Here is a 19069-nt window from a genome sequence, read left to right on the forward strand (position 1 = left end):
CCAGTTAATCGTTATACATGACCTAAACGTGTTATCGAAGCTCAGTTATTTTTAATTGATTCAATAATTAGGTCAAGTTAAAATTCATAGTAGTCGATAAAAATTTGTATTGGAGTAGGCGTTATGGGTAGAAAAAATAAGCAAAGGAAAAATCTCACACCATTACCTTTGGCAAACAAGGTACAACCTGGTCCTCGAAGATCAGGTGGTGTTTGTGAACCTGATCAGATGAAAGGGAAAGATAAGAGTAAGAACAGGAGTTTGGAACAGGAATTTGGTATACCTAACACGGGTAGTCTTCATGAATTAGTTGGTACACCTGGTAGTACTCGTAGTTTTTGTATTTCAATTGGCACACCTGATGAAGTAAGGATGGATGAGCTTCAGTGGGATAATTACTCCCTAGGCTCTACTAATGTAAATCAAGATCTAAAGTTGGGTCAGAAAAATCAAAAAGAGATCTCAACAACTTTCTCCCAGATTAATGAGAGTACTGGCTTGAACATAGTGCAAGAGACATCGGCACCATTAGAGAGTAAAAAAGGTGCTACAATAAATGTACAGTTAGATGGACAAAACAACAATAAAATTTTAGTAGTATCAGATGAGTGGGTAAAAGATTACAAAGAGAACAGTAACAGTCCATTAGGTAGTAATAAAACACCATTATCAGAAGATAAAAGTGATACTTCTAGTAGTATTCAAGAAACCACGTTTGCTAGAGAAAATCATAATGCTACAATAACGCTAAGTAAAGAAGATCTAAACCTGAGTATCAGTAACAATTTTGATATTAATAACTTTAATTCCCTCCACCAGAACAAGAAAAGTGGTAATAATTCAGATACCGAATTTATTGATAGTGATGGTTCAGGTCAGAAAAAAGTTAATAATGGAGCTGAAATATTTTTAGTATCAAAAGAAAATGCATCAAGTCCTATTTTAAGCAAAGAAAGTTTTGTTACTGCTGAAGATGAAAGCGAAACATATAAAAGTTCTGATAATAGTATCTTAACAGATTCAGATGGTATTCGGTTTAATGCAAGTAAAGGTAGTATTTATACGCACGATGATCAGCAAGATGTTTCATTACAAAATGGACAGAGTAGTAGCAAAGAAGTTTCAACAGGAACTTTAGTAAAATTGGATGAAGAAAATAAAAGTATTGAAATAACTAACACAAATACCCCAGGAGCATCGCAGCACAATGAAGATGATAGTAATCAATTATTAAATAGCAGTGAACTACTGATTTCAGCGAGTAGCGTTCCAGGCAATTCACCAAAAGAGGTAAGTAGGGAGAGTATAGATAGTAAATCATCAAGAATTCTTCAAAAAATCTGTTTTAGTGCTATAGATACAAGTGAAGGTGAAGAATTAGTCTACAAAACTTCAAGCTATAATCAATCGCAGAAAAATTCTAAAGGAAAGAAGGTCTCTTTATGTCTTACAGCATTGTCATGTGCTGTTTTTTTTGGATCACTGACTTCTTCATTTTTAGGAAAGCCTCTTATCTCTGATCAGAAAGGTAATCTCATATTATTGGCAGTTTTGGGTGCCGCTTTTGTCATTTTAGGTTCTATTACCCTAGTTCTATATTGTTGTCCTCAAGCTAAAGAAAACAAGCCACTTGATACATTAGATCAAGTTAGCATAGATGATGCTAAAATCAAGATATTGTCATCATAAATTTGTGTAACCATTCACCGAAATACAAGGAGTATTTGTTGATTCATTCTTTGATGATGATATGCGTGATCAAGGAATTGTTCAGTTTGCAGCAATAGTAAACAAGGAACTGATATTGCCAATAAACGTGGAAATCATTGATGTTGAAAGAGGTAAAGAACCTTATTTGTTGCCATATGAACTTGAACCGGTATTGGAACAGCTTTTACAGACCAGTGAGGTAAGAATTAATCCTTATCAAGCTTTCGATCCAGTACCGGCAAAAGTTACAATCACCAAGAACATCGATCACTGGACGGAGGTTACCACGAATTGGAAAAGTCTAGTAACCAGAGTATTTAATACTAGAGAAACAATAGAGCTGCTGTCAAGTACCTCATACGAAGCTGAATTTATGAGAGAAGCAGTACAGAATTTTGAAATTGAAGGTTTTGAGCCAGGTAAAAAGCTTAAGGAAGTAAAATTTGATGGCCTTAGAGCCTGTCTTCAAACTAAGTAGAAAGGAGTTAAGAAGTGTGTTATAAGATATATTTTAAATGTACCCAAGCGATATAAGTGACAAAGAATGGAAGATAATAGAGCTATATTTTGAACCTAAAAAGACCGGCAGACCAAGAAAACATAGTATTAGAACAATTATTAACGCAATCCGCTATATGATGAGAACAGGATGTCAATGGAGACAACTGCCTAAAGATTTTCCACCATGGAAAACAGTGTATAGTTGTAATTAGCGATTGAAAAAAAGTGGAATATGGCAAGAGATTCATGATTTTCTAGTTAAAAAAGTAAGAGAGATAATTGGTAAGAATGAAACTCCATCAGTGGGAATAATAGATAGCCAATCAGTAAAAACTACTCAAAAAGGGGATCCAGAGGATATGATGCTGGCAAGAAAGTAAAGGGTAGAAAGCGCCACATCGTTGTAGATACTGTAGGTCTTGTAATTGCTGCTGAAGTACAAAGTGCAAGCATTCAGGATCGTGATGGTGCACCAAATCTTTTTGTTCAAGCCAAATGCAAAGCTCCAACATTACATAAGTTTTTTGCTGATCAAGGATACACAGGTAAATTGCAAAACCTCTGCTTATTGGAAACTGGATGTTTATTGACGATTACCAAGAAAATAGTTGATACAGGATTTCAGGTTATTCCCAAACGTTGGATTGTTGAGAGAACCTTTGCTTGGCTCTCCAATTTTAGACGTATGAGTAAGGATTATGAGCATTCTCCTCTCACTTCAAAAAACAACATCTTCTTTAATATGATCACTATTATGCTTCACAAATTAGCTCATTCTTGAGTTTGAAGACAGGCTCTAAGGTAGTCAAAACCCTTATTATAAATGGAGCGGATGTTAATGCAAAAATGGATAAAAATGCTACGCCTTTGCACTTAGGGGCACAAATTGGTAATTTAGATATAGTTAGTTCTCTGCTTATGAGCGGAGCATACTTTAATGCTAGAGCTGAAGGAGGTAGATATGTTTTACCATTACACTTTGCAGAAAGAAGAGGAAACCCAGAAGTCATAAAATTACTAAAATTGGTTGAGAAGTTATTTAAAGCTATAGAAGATAATAATTATTTAGAAATTGAGAGTTCCATTAGAGATGGAGCAATCATTGATTCAAAAAACGTGGATGGAAGAACACCATTACATTATGCTGTTAATAATGGGCACATAAAAGTTGTAAATATCTTGCTAGCAAATGGAGCTGATGCTACTAAAGTTACTAATAAAGGTAATACACCATTACACACTGCTGCTTCCAAAGGTCATAAAGAAATTATTGAAGCTTTGTTACAACGTGTAAGCCACAATGAATTGAGTGACTTTGTTAATGCTAAAACAGTAGTTAAAGGCACAACATCGTTGCATGTTGCTACTGAAAATAGCTTTTTTGAAGCTGTAAAATCTTTGTTGAAACATGGTGCAATTTATAACATCAAGAATAAGGAAGGTAAAACACCACTTGATTTTTCTCGAGACCAGAATATTACTAACCTATTGAAATTAGTAGAAGAGCTGTTTGAGAATGCAAAAAATGGTAATGTTGAAATTATCAGTAAGCTGAAAGCAATAAAACCTGATGAGCGCGTAGCTGTAACAAATGCTCGTGATGATCAAGGCAAGTCATTAGTCCAGGTTGCAGTAATCAATAAACACTCAAACCTTGCAAGTAGATTATTAGAAATATTAAAAAGTCCAGATCAGAGTTTACAAGATGTCAGCGTAAAAAATCGAGTAAAGAGTTTGAAGTTATAGCTCTCTTAAATGAAACTCTAATGAGGGTGCCAAGATCTAGATCATTTAGAAAATTACAGTGGGCTTTACATCTTACTAATTATGAATTAACTTACTACCTAATCAATTCCTGAGTCATGTATGAGTAACATTTTGATAATATTAGCAGCAGGAAAGAGCAGTAGAATGAATTCTGAATATTCAAAAGCGTTGCATCAAGTGGGAAATCTTACTCTTTTAGAGCATATAATTTCTAATGCAAAATCGCTGAGTCTAAAAATCTTATCAATTGTTGTTAACAACTCCCTTCTAAAAGATTTAGAAAGGTTTGATACCCTAAAAAGTATAATCGATCAATACAATATAAAACTAATAATTCAAGAAGATATTACAGGTACTGGCACTGCAGTTAAAATTGCTCTAGAAAATCTGGAGGAGTTATCTGATCAAGACATAGTTTTAATACAGTATGGAGACACTCCCTTTATATCTAGTGATACAATTATGAAAATGACTGATTGTTTAAAGTATAATAATTTAGTTCTTCTTGGATTCAATAGTCAAGATGAACAATATGGAAGATTAGTAATTGATAATTACGGCAATGTTCAAAAAATCCTAAAAAATGGAGATAAAATGCTTCTTGCAAACTCTGGAATAATGGTTTCATATGCTAAAGATCTTTTTACCTTAGTAAAAGAAATAAAATTTAATAATTCGACCAATGAGTATTGTCTTAATGATATCATACCCATTGCAGCAAACAATAACTTGAGTGTAGGTTATGTAGTTTCTGATGAAAGAGAAGCAATGGGAGTAAATAATAAAGAGGATTTGATTAAAGCCGAACACTATTTTCAAGAAAGAAGGCAGTCAACTCTTCTTTCATAACTACATTTTTTTATTCATTAATTTAAGTTGACATTTGTTTTATACTGGTTTTATAATACCTTTTGATTCTTACTTGTAAGATAATTGGTACGACAAATTTTCCTAGTTGTAGTGAGAGGGTATACATGGGGATATTAATAACAGGTGCTGCAGGTTTGATAGGGTCGACCTTGGTGGAAAGGTTAGAAAACCAGTGCCATGAAGTAATAAGCTGCGATATTAGGTTTCGCGGCAATCCACTCAGTTTTTTTTCAGAAGATATAGTACCACTACTTGCTAAGTGTACAGGAATTATTCATCTGGCTGCAATTTCTAGAGTTATACATGGTGAACTTTATCCTGCACTGTGTCAAAAAATTAATGTTGATGGTACAATGCAGTTTTTAGGGTTATGTAAGTCACTTCCAAATAAACCATGGTTTATATATGCAAGTAGTAGGGAAGTCTATGGAGAGCAGAAGGAACTGCCGGTTACAGAATCTGCTAGTATTGATCCAATAAATAATTATGCCAAAGGTAAAGCATTTATTGAGGAACAAATAACAAGTTTAAAAGATTTTAATGTAGCAATATTACGCTTTTCAAATGTATATGGTGGTTTACTAGATCATAACAGTAGAGTAATTCCTGCACTCTGTATTAATGCATTAAGAGGTGATCCAATTAAAATAGAAGGTAAAGAATGTGTTTTTGATTTTACCTATTTGGATGATGTTATAGAGGGTATATGCTTAACTGTTAAATATTTACAAAGCGAAAAATCTTCTCTTCCTGCCATTCATCTTACTACTAATAGCCCATGTACTTTAGAAAACTTAGCAAAAACAATATTAAAAGTCACGAAAAGTGATTCTAGAATTGATTTTTATCCTCCAAGAAATTTTGACGTAACTAAGTTCCATGGTGATTTTACTAGATCTAAAGAGCTACTTGGTTGGTCTCCAAAGCATTCATTAGAAGTAGGATTAAGTAAATTTATAAAAAGTCTACAAAACAATACACAAGAATATCCTAACAATATAGATATGGTAATATATGAAAATATTAAAAGTTATTCATGGTTACCCTCCTTATTATAGTGCTGGTTCAGAGGTTTATAGCCAAACTCTTGCTCATGAACTAGCAAATAACAATGAGGTACAAGTATTTACTAGGTATGAAAATAGCTTTTTACCTGATTTTTATTACACTACAGTCCTAGATCGTAGTGATTCCCGAATCTTACTGCATTTAATTAATATACCCACAGCTAAATATCGTTACAAATTTATTAATGAAGAAGTAGATATAAAATTTAAAAGAGTAATAGATAACTTTCAGCCAGATCTTATACATTTTGGTCATCTTAATCATCTATCAATTACTTTACCAGAAATTGCTTTTAAAGAAAATATACCTACAATTTTTACGCTACATGACTTTTGGTTAATGTGTCCAAGAGGAAGGTTTATTCAACGCAATTCTGAAGATTTGTTACGGCTTTGTGATGGACAAAAGGATCAAAAATGTGCAACCCAATGTTACAAGGGATATTTTACAGGAGATGAAGAATTCCTGAATTTAGACATAAATTATTGGGAACAATGGGTTGCAACTAGAATGAAGCACACAAGGAAAATAATAGACTATATAGATTACTTTATTGCTCCATCAAAGTTCTTGATAAATAAGTTTATTCAAGATTTTAATATTCCAGTCAACAAAATCTCTTATCTTGATTATGGTTTTGATCTAAATCGTCTTAAAGGTAGAAATAGAGTGCAAGAGAAAGAGTTCGTTTTTGGCTATATTGGTACCCATACTCCTGAAAAGGGTGTAGATCTTTTATTGAAAGCTTTCTCTAATTTATTGCCTAGAGCAAAACTTAGAATTTGGGGAACAGTAAGAGAAGAAACTCAAGCCCTAAGGGCAATTGCCGACCAATTTCCACATGTTGTTAAAGAAAGGATAGAATGGATGGGAGGTTATGATAATCAAGATATAGTTACTGATGTATTTAATAAAGTTGATGCAATAGTTGTTCCTTCAGTTTGGGGTGAAAATTCGCCATTAGTTATACATGAAGCACAGCAACTTAGAGTGCCAATTATAACCGCCGATTATGGTGGTATGGAAGAATATGTGAGAGATGGAATAAATGGGTTGTCTTTTAAGCACAGAGATGCAAGTAGCTTGTCAAAGAAAATGGAGGTTCTATCTACAGACCAAAAGTTATATAATAAACTGACACAGAGAGGTTACCTTTACACTGAAAATGGCAATGTACCTTCTATAAGTGAACACACCAAGCAACTTAACAAAATTTACTGTAATGTTATTGCAAGTAAGGGTAAATCAATACCTGTAAAGCCTGGTCCTTGGAGAATCACTTTTGACACTAATCCAGACTATTGTAATTTTTCCTGTATAATGTGCGAATGTTTTTCACCATACAGTAAAGTTAAAGAGGAGAAGAAAGTAAAAGGAATAAAGCCCAAGATACTGTCAATAGAAACTATCAGAAAAGTGATTAAAGAGGCAGCTGGAACACCTTTAAGGGAAATCATTCCTTCTACTATGGGTGAGCCTTTAATGTACAAAAGCTTTGATGAAATAATCAATTTGTGCCATGAGTTCGGCCTGAAGCTTAACCTCACGACCAATGGTTCTTTTCCTATTAAAGGAGCTAGAAAATGGGCTGAACTATTGGTACCAATTTTATCTGATGTTAAGATTTCCTGGAATGGGGCAACTAAAGAAACTCATGAAAGAATCATGAAAGGTTCAAAATGGGAAGTAGTGACAGAAAATTTAAAAACTTTCCTTGAAGTTAGAGATAAATACTTTAGCGATACAGGTGAAAGTTGTACCGTTACTTTACAATTAACATTTTTGGAAAGTAATTTACATGAACTCTATGACATAGTTAAGATGGCCATAAAAAATGGCATAGATAGAGTTAAAGGACATCATCTTTGGGCGCATTTTAAGGAAATTAAGGATCTATCTATGAGAAGAGATGAATTAGCAATTAGTAGATGGAATACAGAGGTGAGAAGGTTATATGAGCTTAGAGATAATATGCTATTGCCAAATGGTAAAAAGATAAAATTAGAAAATTTTACAATCCTTTCTCAAGAAGGTATTAAGGATTTGGCTCCAGGTGGTCAATGCCCATTTTTAGGTAAAGAAGCATGGATAAACAATGAAGGAAAGTTTAGTCCTTGCTGTGCTCCAGATGAACTCCGTAAGACATTAGGAAATTTTGGTAATGTTAATGAGGTTAAACTCGAGGAAATATGGCAGAGTAGTGAGTACCTAAGCTTACAAAAGAATTATTTAAATTATAAATTATGCAAAACATGCAACATGAGAAAACCTTTGATCAATTAATCAAAGATAATCTTAAATCTATTAAAATTTCACCGTGTGAGAGGTTTCACGAGTTGCTAGGAGATCCTTTGTATGAAAATAGGTTTATAAAGGTTGGTAAATTTCATGAGCCCGGTCTTGCACCGGTTTATGATCAGACAGGTGCTTATCATATCAATGTAAGAGGAGAAGCAGCTTATCATAATAGATTTCTAAAAACTTTTGGATTCTACTTCAATAGAGCAGCCGTAGAAGATGATACAGGGTGTTACCATATTGATCCATCTGGATGTAGAGTATACAAACAGTCGTATCAATGGATTGGAAATTATCAGGAAGATATTTGTGTAGTTAGAAGACATGATAAATGTTTTCATATTAATTTAAATGGCAACAGGATTTATCAGGAGGAATATGATTATGTTGGAGATTTTAAGGATGGTATCGCTGTAGTCTACGAAGATGGTAAAGCTACACATATTAATCATCATGGAAAGTTAGTACATAATAAATGGTATAAGAATCTTAATGTTTTTCATAAAGGGTATTCTATTGCAAAAGATCAACATGGTTGGTTTCATATAGATATTAATGGTAATCCTGTTTACCAGCAGAGATTTAAAATGGTAGAAGCATTCTATAATGGCATGGCAAAAGTTGAAACTTTTGAAGGTGTGTTAGGACAAATCGATATTACCGGAAATGTAAAGTTTAGTATTTTTGATTTAGGTAAAGAATCTCAAGTGCATAGGATTTCTGCAGAACTTTCAGCCTTTTGGAAAACTTACCTAACAAGCGTTGCTATTGAACTTGATTTGTTAAATATTTTACCTGCAACTATGCCGGTTTTATCTAAAAAGTTAAACATTATCGTACCAAATCTAGAAAGGCTGTTAAGGGCGTTGTGGGAAATAGGGTTTATTGATTACGATAAGAACAAGTACTTATGGCAACTATCATCAAAAGGTAAGTGTTTTAAGGAAATACCATTTCTGCCCAAAGCAGCAACAATGTGGGCAAGAGTTGCCGCTGAAAAGAATTGGTTAAAGATTGCCGATATACTAAAACAGAAGTCAATCTCTTCATTTGAATCTTTTAAGGAAAGAGAAGCATCAGAAGATAAGAAAATAGCGTTTTACCAAGCATTGCTAGGATATTCCATGTTTGACACTAAAGAGTTTAATTCTAGGATTAATATAGATGGTGCTAAAAATATATTGCTATTTGGTGTACACTCTTTATTTCTTGCTTATTCTGATATACACAATAAAGGTTCTATAGGCCTATATTATTATAACGAACATAAAGTGCCAAGACAGTTAGTAGAAAATTTAAAAGTCAAACTTACAACTCAGGAAGAACTATCAGCTACAAATTATGAATTAGGTGTCTTTTGCCGCTTTCTACAGCATTATGATGATGATAAAGTACTATCTTATTTAAAATTGGTCAAAGGAATATCTCGTATTTTATTGATAGAAACTATTTTAGATTACCGCTCTCCAGCTGGAGGCTCTGTAGATATTAATGTAATGGTTGAAACAGGAGGTAAACTAAGAACATTAAGCGATTGGGAAAAAATACTAAAACAAGTAAAAGGATTCAAAATTTTTGCTGTTGTACCTTTAACAGATTACTTATCAGTTATTGATGTCAGGTGTTAATCATATGGAAATACTACAAAAAAATGGTTTTTTTATTATCAAAAATCTGGTTCCTTTAGAGCTAATAACTCAGTCTTTAAGTGATATAACAAATAAGATATCAAAGCTATCCCAAGAACTAAGTGTTTCAACTTCTGACTACTTAAACTGTACCGGCAGATGGGGCACGTCATCTCAAGTAACTAGAATTATCTCTCAAGCATTAGATAAAATTATTAAAAATTACCTTGAAAAGTCACTTCAGTGTCAGATACTGCAGAAAAAATCAAATGTTATATGTAAAACTGCTGATTTAATAGATGCAGTTCCCTTCCATCAAGACATCTCCTATAGTTTCAATGATCCTTACCACTTTTCCGTTTGGTTAGCTTTGAATAATGTCAGTGAAACTTCAGGTGCACTGCAAATTATAGAAAACAGTCATAAATGGGAAATACAGCCTTTAGTTGATTTTTGGTACCCATATTTTTTTGATCAGTACTCAAATAACCGAGAAAATTACAAAATTAAGTCACTACCTATTTCATCAGGAGATGCGATAGTTTTTGATTCACGGTTATGGCATGGTAGTGATAAGAATACAGATGCTAAAGATAGATTTGCTTATGTAACAAGGTGGATTGTAAAAGATCAAGACCTTCCCTATGTGCCAAAACCTCAGCCTTCAGTTTTTGGTATACTCAATTGTGGTGAGTTAACAGAATCTATACTGAGAGAATGCTTGTCATTATTTGGCTACCAGGAAAGTATAAAAGCAAAAAACATGGAAGAACTTATCAAGAGCTGGTTAGCCTTTATTACAGACACAACTACAAATATTTCTGAGATCGACACTACTGAGGCTAAGCGAGATTTATATAAGCTACTTATTCTGAATCAAGCATCAGCACTACATGATGCTGGAGACATCTCAGGAAAAATATACAAAAATTTATGGTTTTCACTACTTGTATTTCTCAATAAAAAAGTCAACGTAGTGGAGCTAGCATTATAAATGAACAGAAGTAGAGTTGATAGCTTCAAATGTGTATTGATGTTCATCTTGAATATAGTATCTAAATTCAAGCTTAATGTACTTATAATGTCTTTAGTTGCCCTGGTGGTAGCTGTTGATTTGTCTTTTAGAAAGTATTTAGTAAAAAATATTCTAGATACAGCTGTAAAATATCAGGAAGGTAATGTAATTGAAAATCTTTTATTACCTGTAAGCGCTTATCTTGGTATGGCATTACTTATCACTACTGCTTTTAGATTCTATGGCTATTTTGTTGACATTCGAATGTTTACCTTAATGCGTCAAAAAATAGCTGATATGTCTTTTTGTAGGCTATTCCAACAAGACCATTCCTATTATCAGAACAATTTATCTGGAAGTTTAGTACATAAGGTCAGTAACTTAATGGATAGTGTGATAGAGTTAATAAGGTTGCTTATAGATTGTTTTTTCAGTTATAGTATAGCATTAGTCTTAGCTATTTATACCTTATCATTAGTAAACATAAAGTTTGCAATTGCTACATTCACTTGGGTAAGCATTTTTATTTTAGTCTCGATTTTCAGCTTTCGTGTACTTACTGAATTAGCTGATAATTACTCTAAACAAAATTCACAAGTAATAGCTAGTATAGCAGATAGTATTTTAAATGTTATATCAGTAAGGTTATTTTCTCAGCAAGCACATGAGAGACACAAATTTTTTCAAATATGCAAGAAAAGAACTATTGCAGAGAGAAAATTACAATGGGCATACTTTTGGCTTTGGTTTATATATGGCTATTCATTTGATATACTCCAAGCAGTAAACTTGTATTTTTTAATTCATGATTATCAATTGAACAAGATTGCAATAGGAGATATTGCTCTTGTACTTGGAATTAATATATCGATTATAGAGTTTCTTAACCATCTAACTAGGAATCTTACCCAATTTTCTACTCATTTCGGCAAAGTTTCAGATGCATTGCCAATCTTGACTACCGTACCAGAAATTCAAGATAAGGAAAATGCTAAAGAATTAAATTTATTAAGTGGAAGAATAACGTTTAATAATGTTTCTTTTTCTTATGAAGGTCAGGAGCCATTATTTCAAGATTTTTCAGTTACCATTAATCCTTGCGAAAAGGTAGGTCTAGTTGGTTATTCTGGAGGTGGTAAATCTACTTTTATAAACTTAATCCTAAGGTTATTTGATGTTAAAAAAGGTAATATACGGATTGATAATCAAATAGTATCAGAAGTTACACAGAGTTCTTTGAGGCAACAAATATCTGTAATACCTCAAGACCCATTGTTATTTCATGATACTATTTTAGCAAACATCATATATGGTAAACTTCAATCTACTATCGAAGAAATAATGAGAGCTACAAAGCTGGCTGGTATTCACGATTTCATTATGACTCTACCAGATCAATATGGAACTATAGTCGGAGAAAAAGGCATTAAGCTATCTGGAGGAGAAAGACAAAGAATAATAATAGCAAGGGCATTTTTAAAAAACGCTCCAATATTATTTCTCGATGAACCAACTAGTCAGTTAGATTCTATAACAGAAAAAACGATTCAAATGAGTTTATTTAAATTGATGAAAAATAAAACTACGATTACTATAGCACACCGTATTTCTACACTTTTACACATGGACCGAATTCTAGTATTTAACAAAGGAAAAATTGTCCAAGATGGTAAACACGCTGAACTAGTTTCTAAGCAAGGTCTTTACAAGGAACTTTGGAATGCTCAAATTGGTTGTTTGAATGGCAAAAAAGAAGATGGAAAAAATTATTGATCTGAGAAGTGACACTACAACTCTGCAGAGCTCCAACGTTATACATGCAATAAGTAATGCAACTGTTGGAGATTTTGCTTACGGTGAAGACAAAAGCTGTAATGACTTATCAGAATATTGCAAACAATTATTCAAAGTAGAAGAAGCATTATTTGTAACCAGCGGTATGCTTGCAAATAGATTAGCCATTGCCAGTCAAACAAGTCCTGGTGATGAACTAATAACTCATTATAATTATCACGTTAATTTTTTCGATAGTGCAGGCAATGCAAAAGTAAATAATATCGTATTTAATTGTATTAGAAATAATAGCGGAATCTTAGATGTTGATGAAGTAGAATATGCTATTAATTCTAAGCCAAGGTATAAAATTTTTGCTCAGGTGAGTCTTATTTCTATAGAAAATAGTATAAACGGTTTTAATGGTAAAATTTATCCTTTTGAAAGACAAGTCGAGTTATATCACTTTTTAAAAGCTCACAATGTAAATCTTCATTTAGACGGTGCAAGAATATTTAATGCTCATGTCGAAACAAATATTGCTTTAGCAGATTATGTTAAATATGTGGATACAATGAGCTTTTCTTTCACTAAAGGACTTGGAGCTCCTTTTGGTTCAATGCTTATGGGTAAAAGAGAGATAATTGAAAGGGCTAAAAAGCTACAGGTTTGGCTAGGTAGTGGTTATCATCAGATAGGGTACTGTGCTAATGCAGCAAAATATGTACTACAGAATAATATCTCTAGGCTCAAAGAAGATAATAAGCTCGCTAAATTATTTGCAGACAAGATTAAAGAAATTCCACATATAAATCTGATACTACCTTATCCAGAAACTAACATAGTAAGCTTTAGTATAAAAGAACTAAATGTGACTAATGAGTTTTTTTTGAGTAAATGCCAAGCCTATGGTTTATTGCTTTTTCCTTGGCTCGAGTCTCATATAAGAGCAGTTACCCACCTTGGCATAAAGGAAACAGATATCATGAAAGCTGCTGAAATTATAAAGGAGGTTGTGTTAAATTTAGTATGAGAATAAAAATAGATTTCTTTAGCGATTCAAACACTGACCCTTCAGCTAAAATGAGGGAAGCAATGGCTAGAGCAAAAGTCGGAAACGAAGCTGCATGTGAAGATCCAACTGTGAATGAGTTAGTAGCAACCACATGTGAAATATTAGGTAAACCTGCAGGAATCTTTTTGATTTCAGGAACGATGTCTAATGTAATTGCTTATAAAGTACACATTCAAAGACCTGGTGATTACTTGCTGCTTGATGAAACTTCACATCCGCTCATAGTACAATCTGGCTTGATCGCAGCCCAGGCACATGCCACTCCTTTGCCCATAAAAGGTACGAGAGGAATATTTACTGGAGAACAAATTGTTGAGTTTATTACTCGTCCTAGCTTAAGAAATATTCCGAGGGTTGGGCTTGTTTCTATCGAACAAACGACTAATTTTGGTGGTGGAGCTGTGTGGCCTTTAGAATATATTCAAGAGATCTCAAGTCTCTGCAAAGAGAATGACGTATTCACTCATTTAGATGGAGCAAGGTTGTTCAATGCTTGTGCTCATACTAAAATATCTCCAAAGGAGTATGCAAATTATTTTGATTCAGTGTTCATTGACTTTAGTAAAGGATTAGGTGCTCCAATGGGTGCAATATTGCTTGGAAGTGAAGAGTTTATTGAAAAAGCTTGGTACTATAAGTTTCAAATTGGCGGAGGTATGCACCAAGCTGGCATTATTTCAGCTGCATGTTTATATGCTCTACGTAATAATGTAAATTCTTTAGAAGAAGATCATAAAAAAATGCAGCACCTTATAGAAGGCCTAGGCTCTATAGATCAAGTTATAATTGATATCGACCTATACAAAACTAATATAGCGTATTTCTCATTACATAATAATTGTATATCTACTCAAGAATTAATAAATGTACTAGTTACAAATTATGGAATTAGAATGGCTAACATAAGAGGTAAAATCAGAGCTATAACACATAGAGATATAAGCTATGAAGATATTAATACTACTGTATCCGCTATAAGAAAGATACTAAGTAAGTAATTTTCTGCACTAATTGTTTGCAAACTTCTTGTCAAACAATATTATACCAATATAGTATTATTCTAGCATCTGCATAGAGCTGTTTGGGAATAGGTGTGAACTTTGTCTTCTTTCAATATTTACTATTCTTCTGTGGATATATGCTGCTTTATTTATCAAGACAAAGTATACCAATTGCTCTACCACTGTTAATAGATACTGACCATGTAAAATTAAGCTATTTTTTTGCCTGCTTTTCTTTTTTTTATGGAGTATCAAAATTCGTTAATGGAATAGTCATGGACTCCAAAAATAATCCATTATTTATGTTTGGGCTATGCAATATTGCAACTGGATTATTAACCATTGGTATAACTTTATCATATAATAATCTAACTTTATTACTGTTAACATTAATATTATTAGCTTGGGCACAAGGGTTAGGTTGGCCAGCTATTACCAAGTTTATGGTTACAAGCTCTAGCATCTCTTCAATTGCATCATCATGGGGAGTTATGAGCGCATCTCAGCAACTTGGTTCTTGTATTACTTTAATTGTATTACCAAGTATAATCAAAATATATGATGCAAAAAGTGCATTTTTGTACTCTGGTCTCTTATGCTTACTTTTTGGAATTTATATAATATTAAAAGCATATTACGAAGAAAGTGCCAACTTTACTACCTATTATAAGGTGCAGAAATCTCAGATAGGTATCAAAGTGAAAAGTTCCATATGGTTTCTATGTTGTGCTACTTTTTGTGCTTATATTATAAAAATGGGAATCTTCTTTTGGTTTCCTATAATTTTAAAGGATAAATTACAAATTTCTCTTGTACAATCCTCACTAATAACAGGTGTATATGATTTAGGTGGAATCTTTGGAACTTTAATCACAGGAAGAATTAGTGATATGTACTTCTTTCAAAATAGAAGCTTGCTGGCATTACTTTACATGTTGGGTATAGCACTCACTTTTATTGCAATGAACTTTGGTCAAAATATAATTCTTATGAACCTTGGCGCAATCTTATCAGGATTTTTTATATTTGGAGTACAAGTATTGACAGGTGTTATAGCTATAGAAATTGCTCCACAAAATAATGTATGTACAATTGTAAGCTTAACAGGATTATTTGGGTATATCGCAAGTTCAATATTCTCATGCGTGGTTTTAGGAGTGCTTGTTAAGCACTGTGGTAATGGCATTATGTTTTCATTTTTTTTTGCTTGCTCTGTTATTGCACTCGTTTGCTTTTCCATATTATCAAGCAAAAACCTCAGAGCCTGTCTTCAAACTCAAGAATGAGCTAATTTGTGAAGCATAATAGTGATCATATTAAAGAAGATGTTGTTTTTTGAAGTGAGAAGAGAATGCTCATAATCCTTACTCATACGTCTAAAATTGGAGAGCCAAGCAAAGGTTCTCTCAACAATCCAACGTTTGGGAATAACCTGAAATCCTGTATCAACTATTTTCTTGGTAATCGTCAATAAACATCCAGTTTCCAATAAGCAGAGGTTTTGCAATTTACCTGTGTATCCTTGATCAGCAAAAAACTTATGTAATGTTGGAGCTTTGCATTTGGCTTGAACAAAAAGATTTAGTGCACCATCACGATCCTGAATGCTTGCACTTTGTACTTCAGCAGCAATTACAAGACCTACAGTATCTACAACGATGTGGCGCTTTCTACCCTTTACTTTCTTGCCAGCATCATATCCTCTGGATCCCCTTTTTGAGTAGTTTTTACTGATTGGCTATCTATTATTCCCACTGATGGAGTTTCATTCTTACCAATTATCTCTCTTACTTTTTTAACTAGAAAATCATGAATCTCTTGCCATATTCCACTTTTTTTCAATCGCTAATTACAACTATACACTGTTTTCCATGGTGGAAAATCTTTAGGCAGTTGTCTCCATTGACATCCTGTTCTCATCATATAGCGGATTGCGTTAATAATTGTTCTAATACTATGTTTTCTTGGTCTACCGGTCTTTTTAGGTTCAAAATATAGCTCTATTATCTTCCATTCTTTGTCACTTATATCGCTTGGGTACATTTAAAATATATCTTATAACACACTTCTTAACTCCTTTCTACTTAGTTTGAAGACAGGCTCTTATAAGTATAATAAGATTATATTAAAATTTACTTACTTATTAATATGCTTGATTAGATATAGATAAAATTTCATACGGGATGGCTTTGTTAACTATTTTAGGTGGTAATAAATGGATAGTCAAGCAAAATTACATTTGTAACTTTGCTTGACTTATCCGTTTTTTTTATATCTTTATTACAATCATAACCTCTAGCTCTGAGTTATACCCCTTTGTTACATTGTTACCCCAGAAGGGATAAAAAGGTATAAAATGGCTTTAGATAAGGTAGAATGATGCCAAAGTGAGAATCTGAGGGGACGTGTTTTGAAAGTAGGTAGCTTGTGCTGTTTACCCAGTCTTACCAGTGTGGGGTTTAGCTATCCTTGGCGCTAATTCTCTCGTATGTTTTGCTGGTGGTTTAGCTTTTCATGTGAAGCATGAGAAAGAATCAGACAATATTGAGGAGGCTGAAGAAGCAGTTAGGAATTATGGACCACCTCCTCCTTACTCTCCTCCAAGCGCTCCTCCTTATAGTGAATTTAATAATTCTAATGCGGAACAGCAGTTTGGGAATTGTGAGGGGTTCTAAACCCACAACTATACGAACATTGCAATTTCAGATCCAGTGCCTTGACTACAAATGTTCGTATGGTTGTGAGCTTGACCATAAAATGATTCTTAAGAAAACAAATGCAATTTTTTGCAGGTTTCACGTATGATAAAAATTAACAGTTTTATTTTTAGCCAAATTAATTGAATCAAGCTACAAAACCTGCTAAAGTTAACTTTATGAAAGCACCCTTAGCTCAGTTGGATTAGAGCATTTGACTACGGATCAAAAGGTCGGGCGTTCAAGTCGCTCAGGGTGCACCACATTTTATAGGAAATAGAAGTCACACTTGAAATTAATATATGCAATACCTATCTTTAAAGGTTAAACACTAAACTATTATATATGAGCAAAAAAGACTACTATGATCTGCTGGAAGTAGAAAGAAATGCCAGTATTGATGAGATAAAAAAAGCGTATAAAAAATTAGCGTTAAAATATCATCCTGATAGAAATCCTGGCAATAAAGAAGCAGAGGAAAAATTTAAAGAAGTAACAGCTGCATATGAAGTTCTATCTGACTCTGAGAAAAGGGCAAGCTATGACCGTTATGGCCACGAAGGTGCTTCTGGTGGGTTTCAAGGCTTTAGCTCTGCAGGAGATTTTAGCGACATATTCAATGACTTCTTTGGTGGAGGATTCGGTGGTGGTGCAAGTAGATCAAGAGCAAAGAGGAGCACAACAGGAGTGTCTGGAGCAGACCTACGTTATGATCTTAAAATTACCTTAGAAGATGCATTTAAAGGAATACAAGCACCTATACATTATGTGACAAATGTAAAATGTGACACATGCCAAGGCACAGGTAGCGAAGGAGCAATTAAACCAGTTCAGTGCCCCACATGCCAGGGAAGCGGTAGGATTAGAACTCAACAAGGCTTTTTTACCATCGAAAGAACATGTACTACATGCTATGGGGAAGGAGAAATAATACAAAATAAATGTAAGAAATGTGGTGGAAGTGGACGTAGAAGAGGTGAAGTAAATATATCCGTTTCAATTCCAAAAGGCATAGAAGAAGGAGCTAAGGTAAGGATAAGTGGTAAAGGAGAAGCTGGAACAAGAGGTGGAAAAAGTGGAGATTTATACGTATACGTGAAAATAATTTCCCATAAAATCTTTGCTAGAAATAAAGCAGATTTACACTGTAAAGTGCCTATAAGAATGACACTAGCAGTGCTTGGTGGCGAAATCGATGTCCAATCAATTGATGGAGCTAAAATAAAAGTAAAGGTCCCTGAAGGCACTCAAACTGGTACCAAACTACGTTGTAGGGAAAAGGGTATGCCATATATGAACTCACATGTTCGTGGTGATTTATATGTACAGGTAATAGTTGAGACTTTAAATCCAAAAAATTTAACTAAAAAGCAAATTGAACTATTAAAAGCACTTGAAGAAGAGGAAAATGCAAGTGTACAACAGCAATCTGAAGGGTTTTTTAGTAAAGTAAAAAAAAAATAAGAAATCTGCTAAATGACATGAAGGAGTAACTGTTTACGGGTTTTCATTTAATCCTGCAATTCTTTGACCTTATTAATGGAAAACTTAACAATAGTGTTGATATCAACATTATTAGCCAACAGAAACTTCTTAGTTCCTTAAAACTATGTAAAAGCAATAAATTTCTTTATTTAAGGTCGAAGTTTTGCTATTCTCAGGTTTTA

18 protein-coding genes, 1 tRNA gene and 1 pseudogene are annotated in these 19069 nt (G+C 33.5%); 17 read left to right on the forward strand and 3 right to left on the reverse strand.

Going from position 1 to position 19069, the window contains the following annotated elements; genetic code table 11:
• The first annotated feature begins 123 nt into the window (after positions 1-123).
• The 15 genes and pseudogenes from ACFELZ_RS04810 to ACFELZ_RS04880 all read left to right on the forward strand — a co-directional run bounded on the left by ACFELZ_RS04810 (position 124) and on the right by ACFELZ_RS04880 (position 15992).
• Entirely contained in the window at positions 124-1689 is a 1566-nt protein-coding gene (locus ACFELZ_RS04810) for a hypothetical protein (protein ID WP_375315804.1), read from the forward strand.
• 16 nt (positions 1690-1705) lie between these two features.
• A pseudogene (locus ACFELZ_RS04815) lies at positions 1706-2188 on the forward strand (DUF4815 domain-containing protein); the annotation flags it as partial.
• Positions 2189-2225: 37 nt separating this feature from the next.
• Complete coding sequence (locus ACFELZ_RS04820) at positions 2226-2423, forward strand: transposase (protein ID WP_375315805.1); 198 nt, start codon at positions 2226-2228, stop codon at positions 2421-2423.
• A gap of 3 nt (positions 2424-2426) precedes the next feature.
• Positions 2427-2591 carry a hypothetical protein gene (locus ACFELZ_RS04825; RefSeq protein WP_375315781.1) on the forward strand — a complete coding sequence of 55 codons (165 nt, stop codon included), beginning with the start codon at positions 2427-2429 and terminating at the stop codon, positions 2589-2591.
• Positions 2592-2608: 17 nt separating this feature from the next.
• On the forward strand, positions 2609-2992 hold the full coding sequence (locus tag ACFELZ_RS04830) for a transposase (RefSeq protein WP_375316665.1): 384 nt from the start codon (positions 2609-2611) through the stop codon (positions 2990-2992).
• A gap of 2 nt (positions 2993-2994) precedes the next feature.
• The gene (locus tag ACFELZ_RS04835) at positions 2995-3957 is read left to right on the forward strand and encodes an ankyrin repeat domain-containing protein (RefSeq protein ID WP_375315806.1); all 963 of its coding nucleotides are present in this window, start codon (positions 2995-2997) and stop codon (positions 3955-3957) included.
• A gap of 132 nt (positions 3958-4089) precedes the next feature.
• The gene (locus ACFELZ_RS04840) at positions 4090-4827 is read left to right on the forward strand and encodes an NTP transferase domain-containing protein (RefSeq protein WP_375315807.1); all 738 of its coding nucleotides are present in this window, start codon (positions 4090-4092) and stop codon (positions 4825-4827) included.
• A 125-nt stretch (positions 4828-4952) separates the two neighbouring features.
• Complete coding sequence (locus ACFELZ_RS04845) at positions 4953-5906, forward strand: NAD-dependent epimerase/dehydratase family protein (protein ID WP_375315808.1); 954 nt, start codon at positions 4953-4955, stop codon at positions 5904-5906.
• A complete protein-coding gene (locus ACFELZ_RS04850; protein ID WP_375315809.1) occupies positions 5863-8199 on the forward strand; it encodes a glycosyltransferase in 2337 nt (778 codons plus the stop codon). The genes ACFELZ_RS04845 and ACFELZ_RS04850 overlap by 44 nt, the downstream gene beginning before the upstream one ends.
• The gene (locus ACFELZ_RS04855) at positions 8160-9842 is read left to right on the forward strand and encodes a WG repeat-containing protein (RefSeq protein WP_375315810.1); all 1683 of its coding nucleotides are present in this window, start codon (positions 8160-8162) and stop codon (positions 9840-9842) included. The genes ACFELZ_RS04850 and ACFELZ_RS04855 overlap by 40 nt, the downstream gene beginning before the upstream one ends.
• Before the next feature lie 4 nt (positions 9843-9846).
• On the forward strand, positions 9847-10836 hold the full coding sequence (locus ACFELZ_RS04860; RefSeq protein WP_375315811.1) for a phytanoyl-CoA dioxygenase family protein: 990 nt from the start codon (positions 9847-9849) through the stop codon (positions 10834-10836).
• On the forward strand, positions 10837-12630 hold the full coding sequence (locus ACFELZ_RS04865) for an ABC transporter ATP-binding protein (protein ID WP_375315812.1): 1794 nt from the start codon (positions 10837-10839) through the stop codon (positions 12628-12630). It abuts the gene before it with no gap.
• Positions 12614-13663: a threonine aldolase family protein gene (locus ACFELZ_RS04870; RefSeq protein ID WP_375316666.1), complete on the forward strand. Its 1050-nt coding sequence runs from the start codon at positions 12614-12616 to the stop codon at positions 13661-13663. Before ACFELZ_RS04865 ends, ACFELZ_RS04870 begins: the two co-directional genes overlap by 17 nt.
• Positions 13660-14703, forward strand: a complete 1044-nt coding sequence (locus ACFELZ_RS04875; protein WP_375315813.1) for a threonine aldolase family protein — start codon at positions 13660-13662, stop codon at positions 14701-14703. Before ACFELZ_RS04870 ends, ACFELZ_RS04875 begins: the two co-directional genes overlap by 4 nt.
• A gap of 83 nt (positions 14704-14786) precedes the next feature.
• On the forward strand, positions 14787-15992 hold the full coding sequence (locus tag ACFELZ_RS04880) for an MFS transporter (protein WP_375315814.1): 1206 nt from the start codon (positions 14787-14789) through the stop codon (positions 15990-15992).
• Here the strand turns inward: ACFELZ_RS04880 and ACFELZ_RS04885 are convergent.
• From ACFELZ_RS04885 to ACFELZ_RS04895, 3 genes are read right to left on the reverse strand one after another with little or no spacing between them, the layout of a single operon-like run.
• Positions 15983-16441: a transposase gene (locus ACFELZ_RS04885; RefSeq protein WP_375316651.1), complete on the reverse strand. Its 459-nt coding sequence runs from the start codon at positions 16439-16441 to the stop codon at positions 15983-15985. The genes ACFELZ_RS04880 and ACFELZ_RS04885 overlap by 10 nt on opposite strands.
• Complete coding sequence (locus tag ACFELZ_RS04890; protein ID WP_375315781.1) at positions 16384-16548, reverse strand: hypothetical protein; 165 nt, start codon at positions 16546-16548, stop codon at positions 16384-16386. The genes ACFELZ_RS04885 and ACFELZ_RS04890 overlap by 58 nt, the downstream gene beginning before the upstream one ends.
• A 3-nt stretch (positions 16549-16551) precedes the next feature.
• Positions 16552-16749: a transposase gene (locus tag ACFELZ_RS04895; protein ID WP_375315805.1), complete on the reverse strand. Its 198-nt coding sequence runs from the start codon at positions 16747-16749 to the stop codon at positions 16552-16554.
• An 838-nt stretch (positions 16750-17587) separates the two neighbouring features.
• Here ACFELZ_RS04895 and ACFELZ_RS04900 point away from each other — a divergent pair.
• A tRNA-Arg gene (locus ACFELZ_RS04900) sits at positions 17588-17665 on the forward strand.
• Positions 17666-17747: 82 nt separating this feature from the next.
• Positions 17748-18866, forward strand: coding sequence for a molecular chaperone DnaJ (dnaJ, locus tag ACFELZ_RS04905; protein WP_375315815.1), 1119 nt, complete (start codon positions 17748-17750; stop codon positions 18864-18866).
• The last annotated feature ends 203 nt before the right edge of the window (positions 18867-19069 follow it).

Source organism: Wolbachia endosymbiont (group A) of Colletes cunicularius (assembly GCF_964264715.1).
Classification (GTDB): domain Bacteria; phylum Pseudomonadota; class Alphaproteobacteria; order Rickettsiales; family Anaplasmataceae; genus Wolbachia.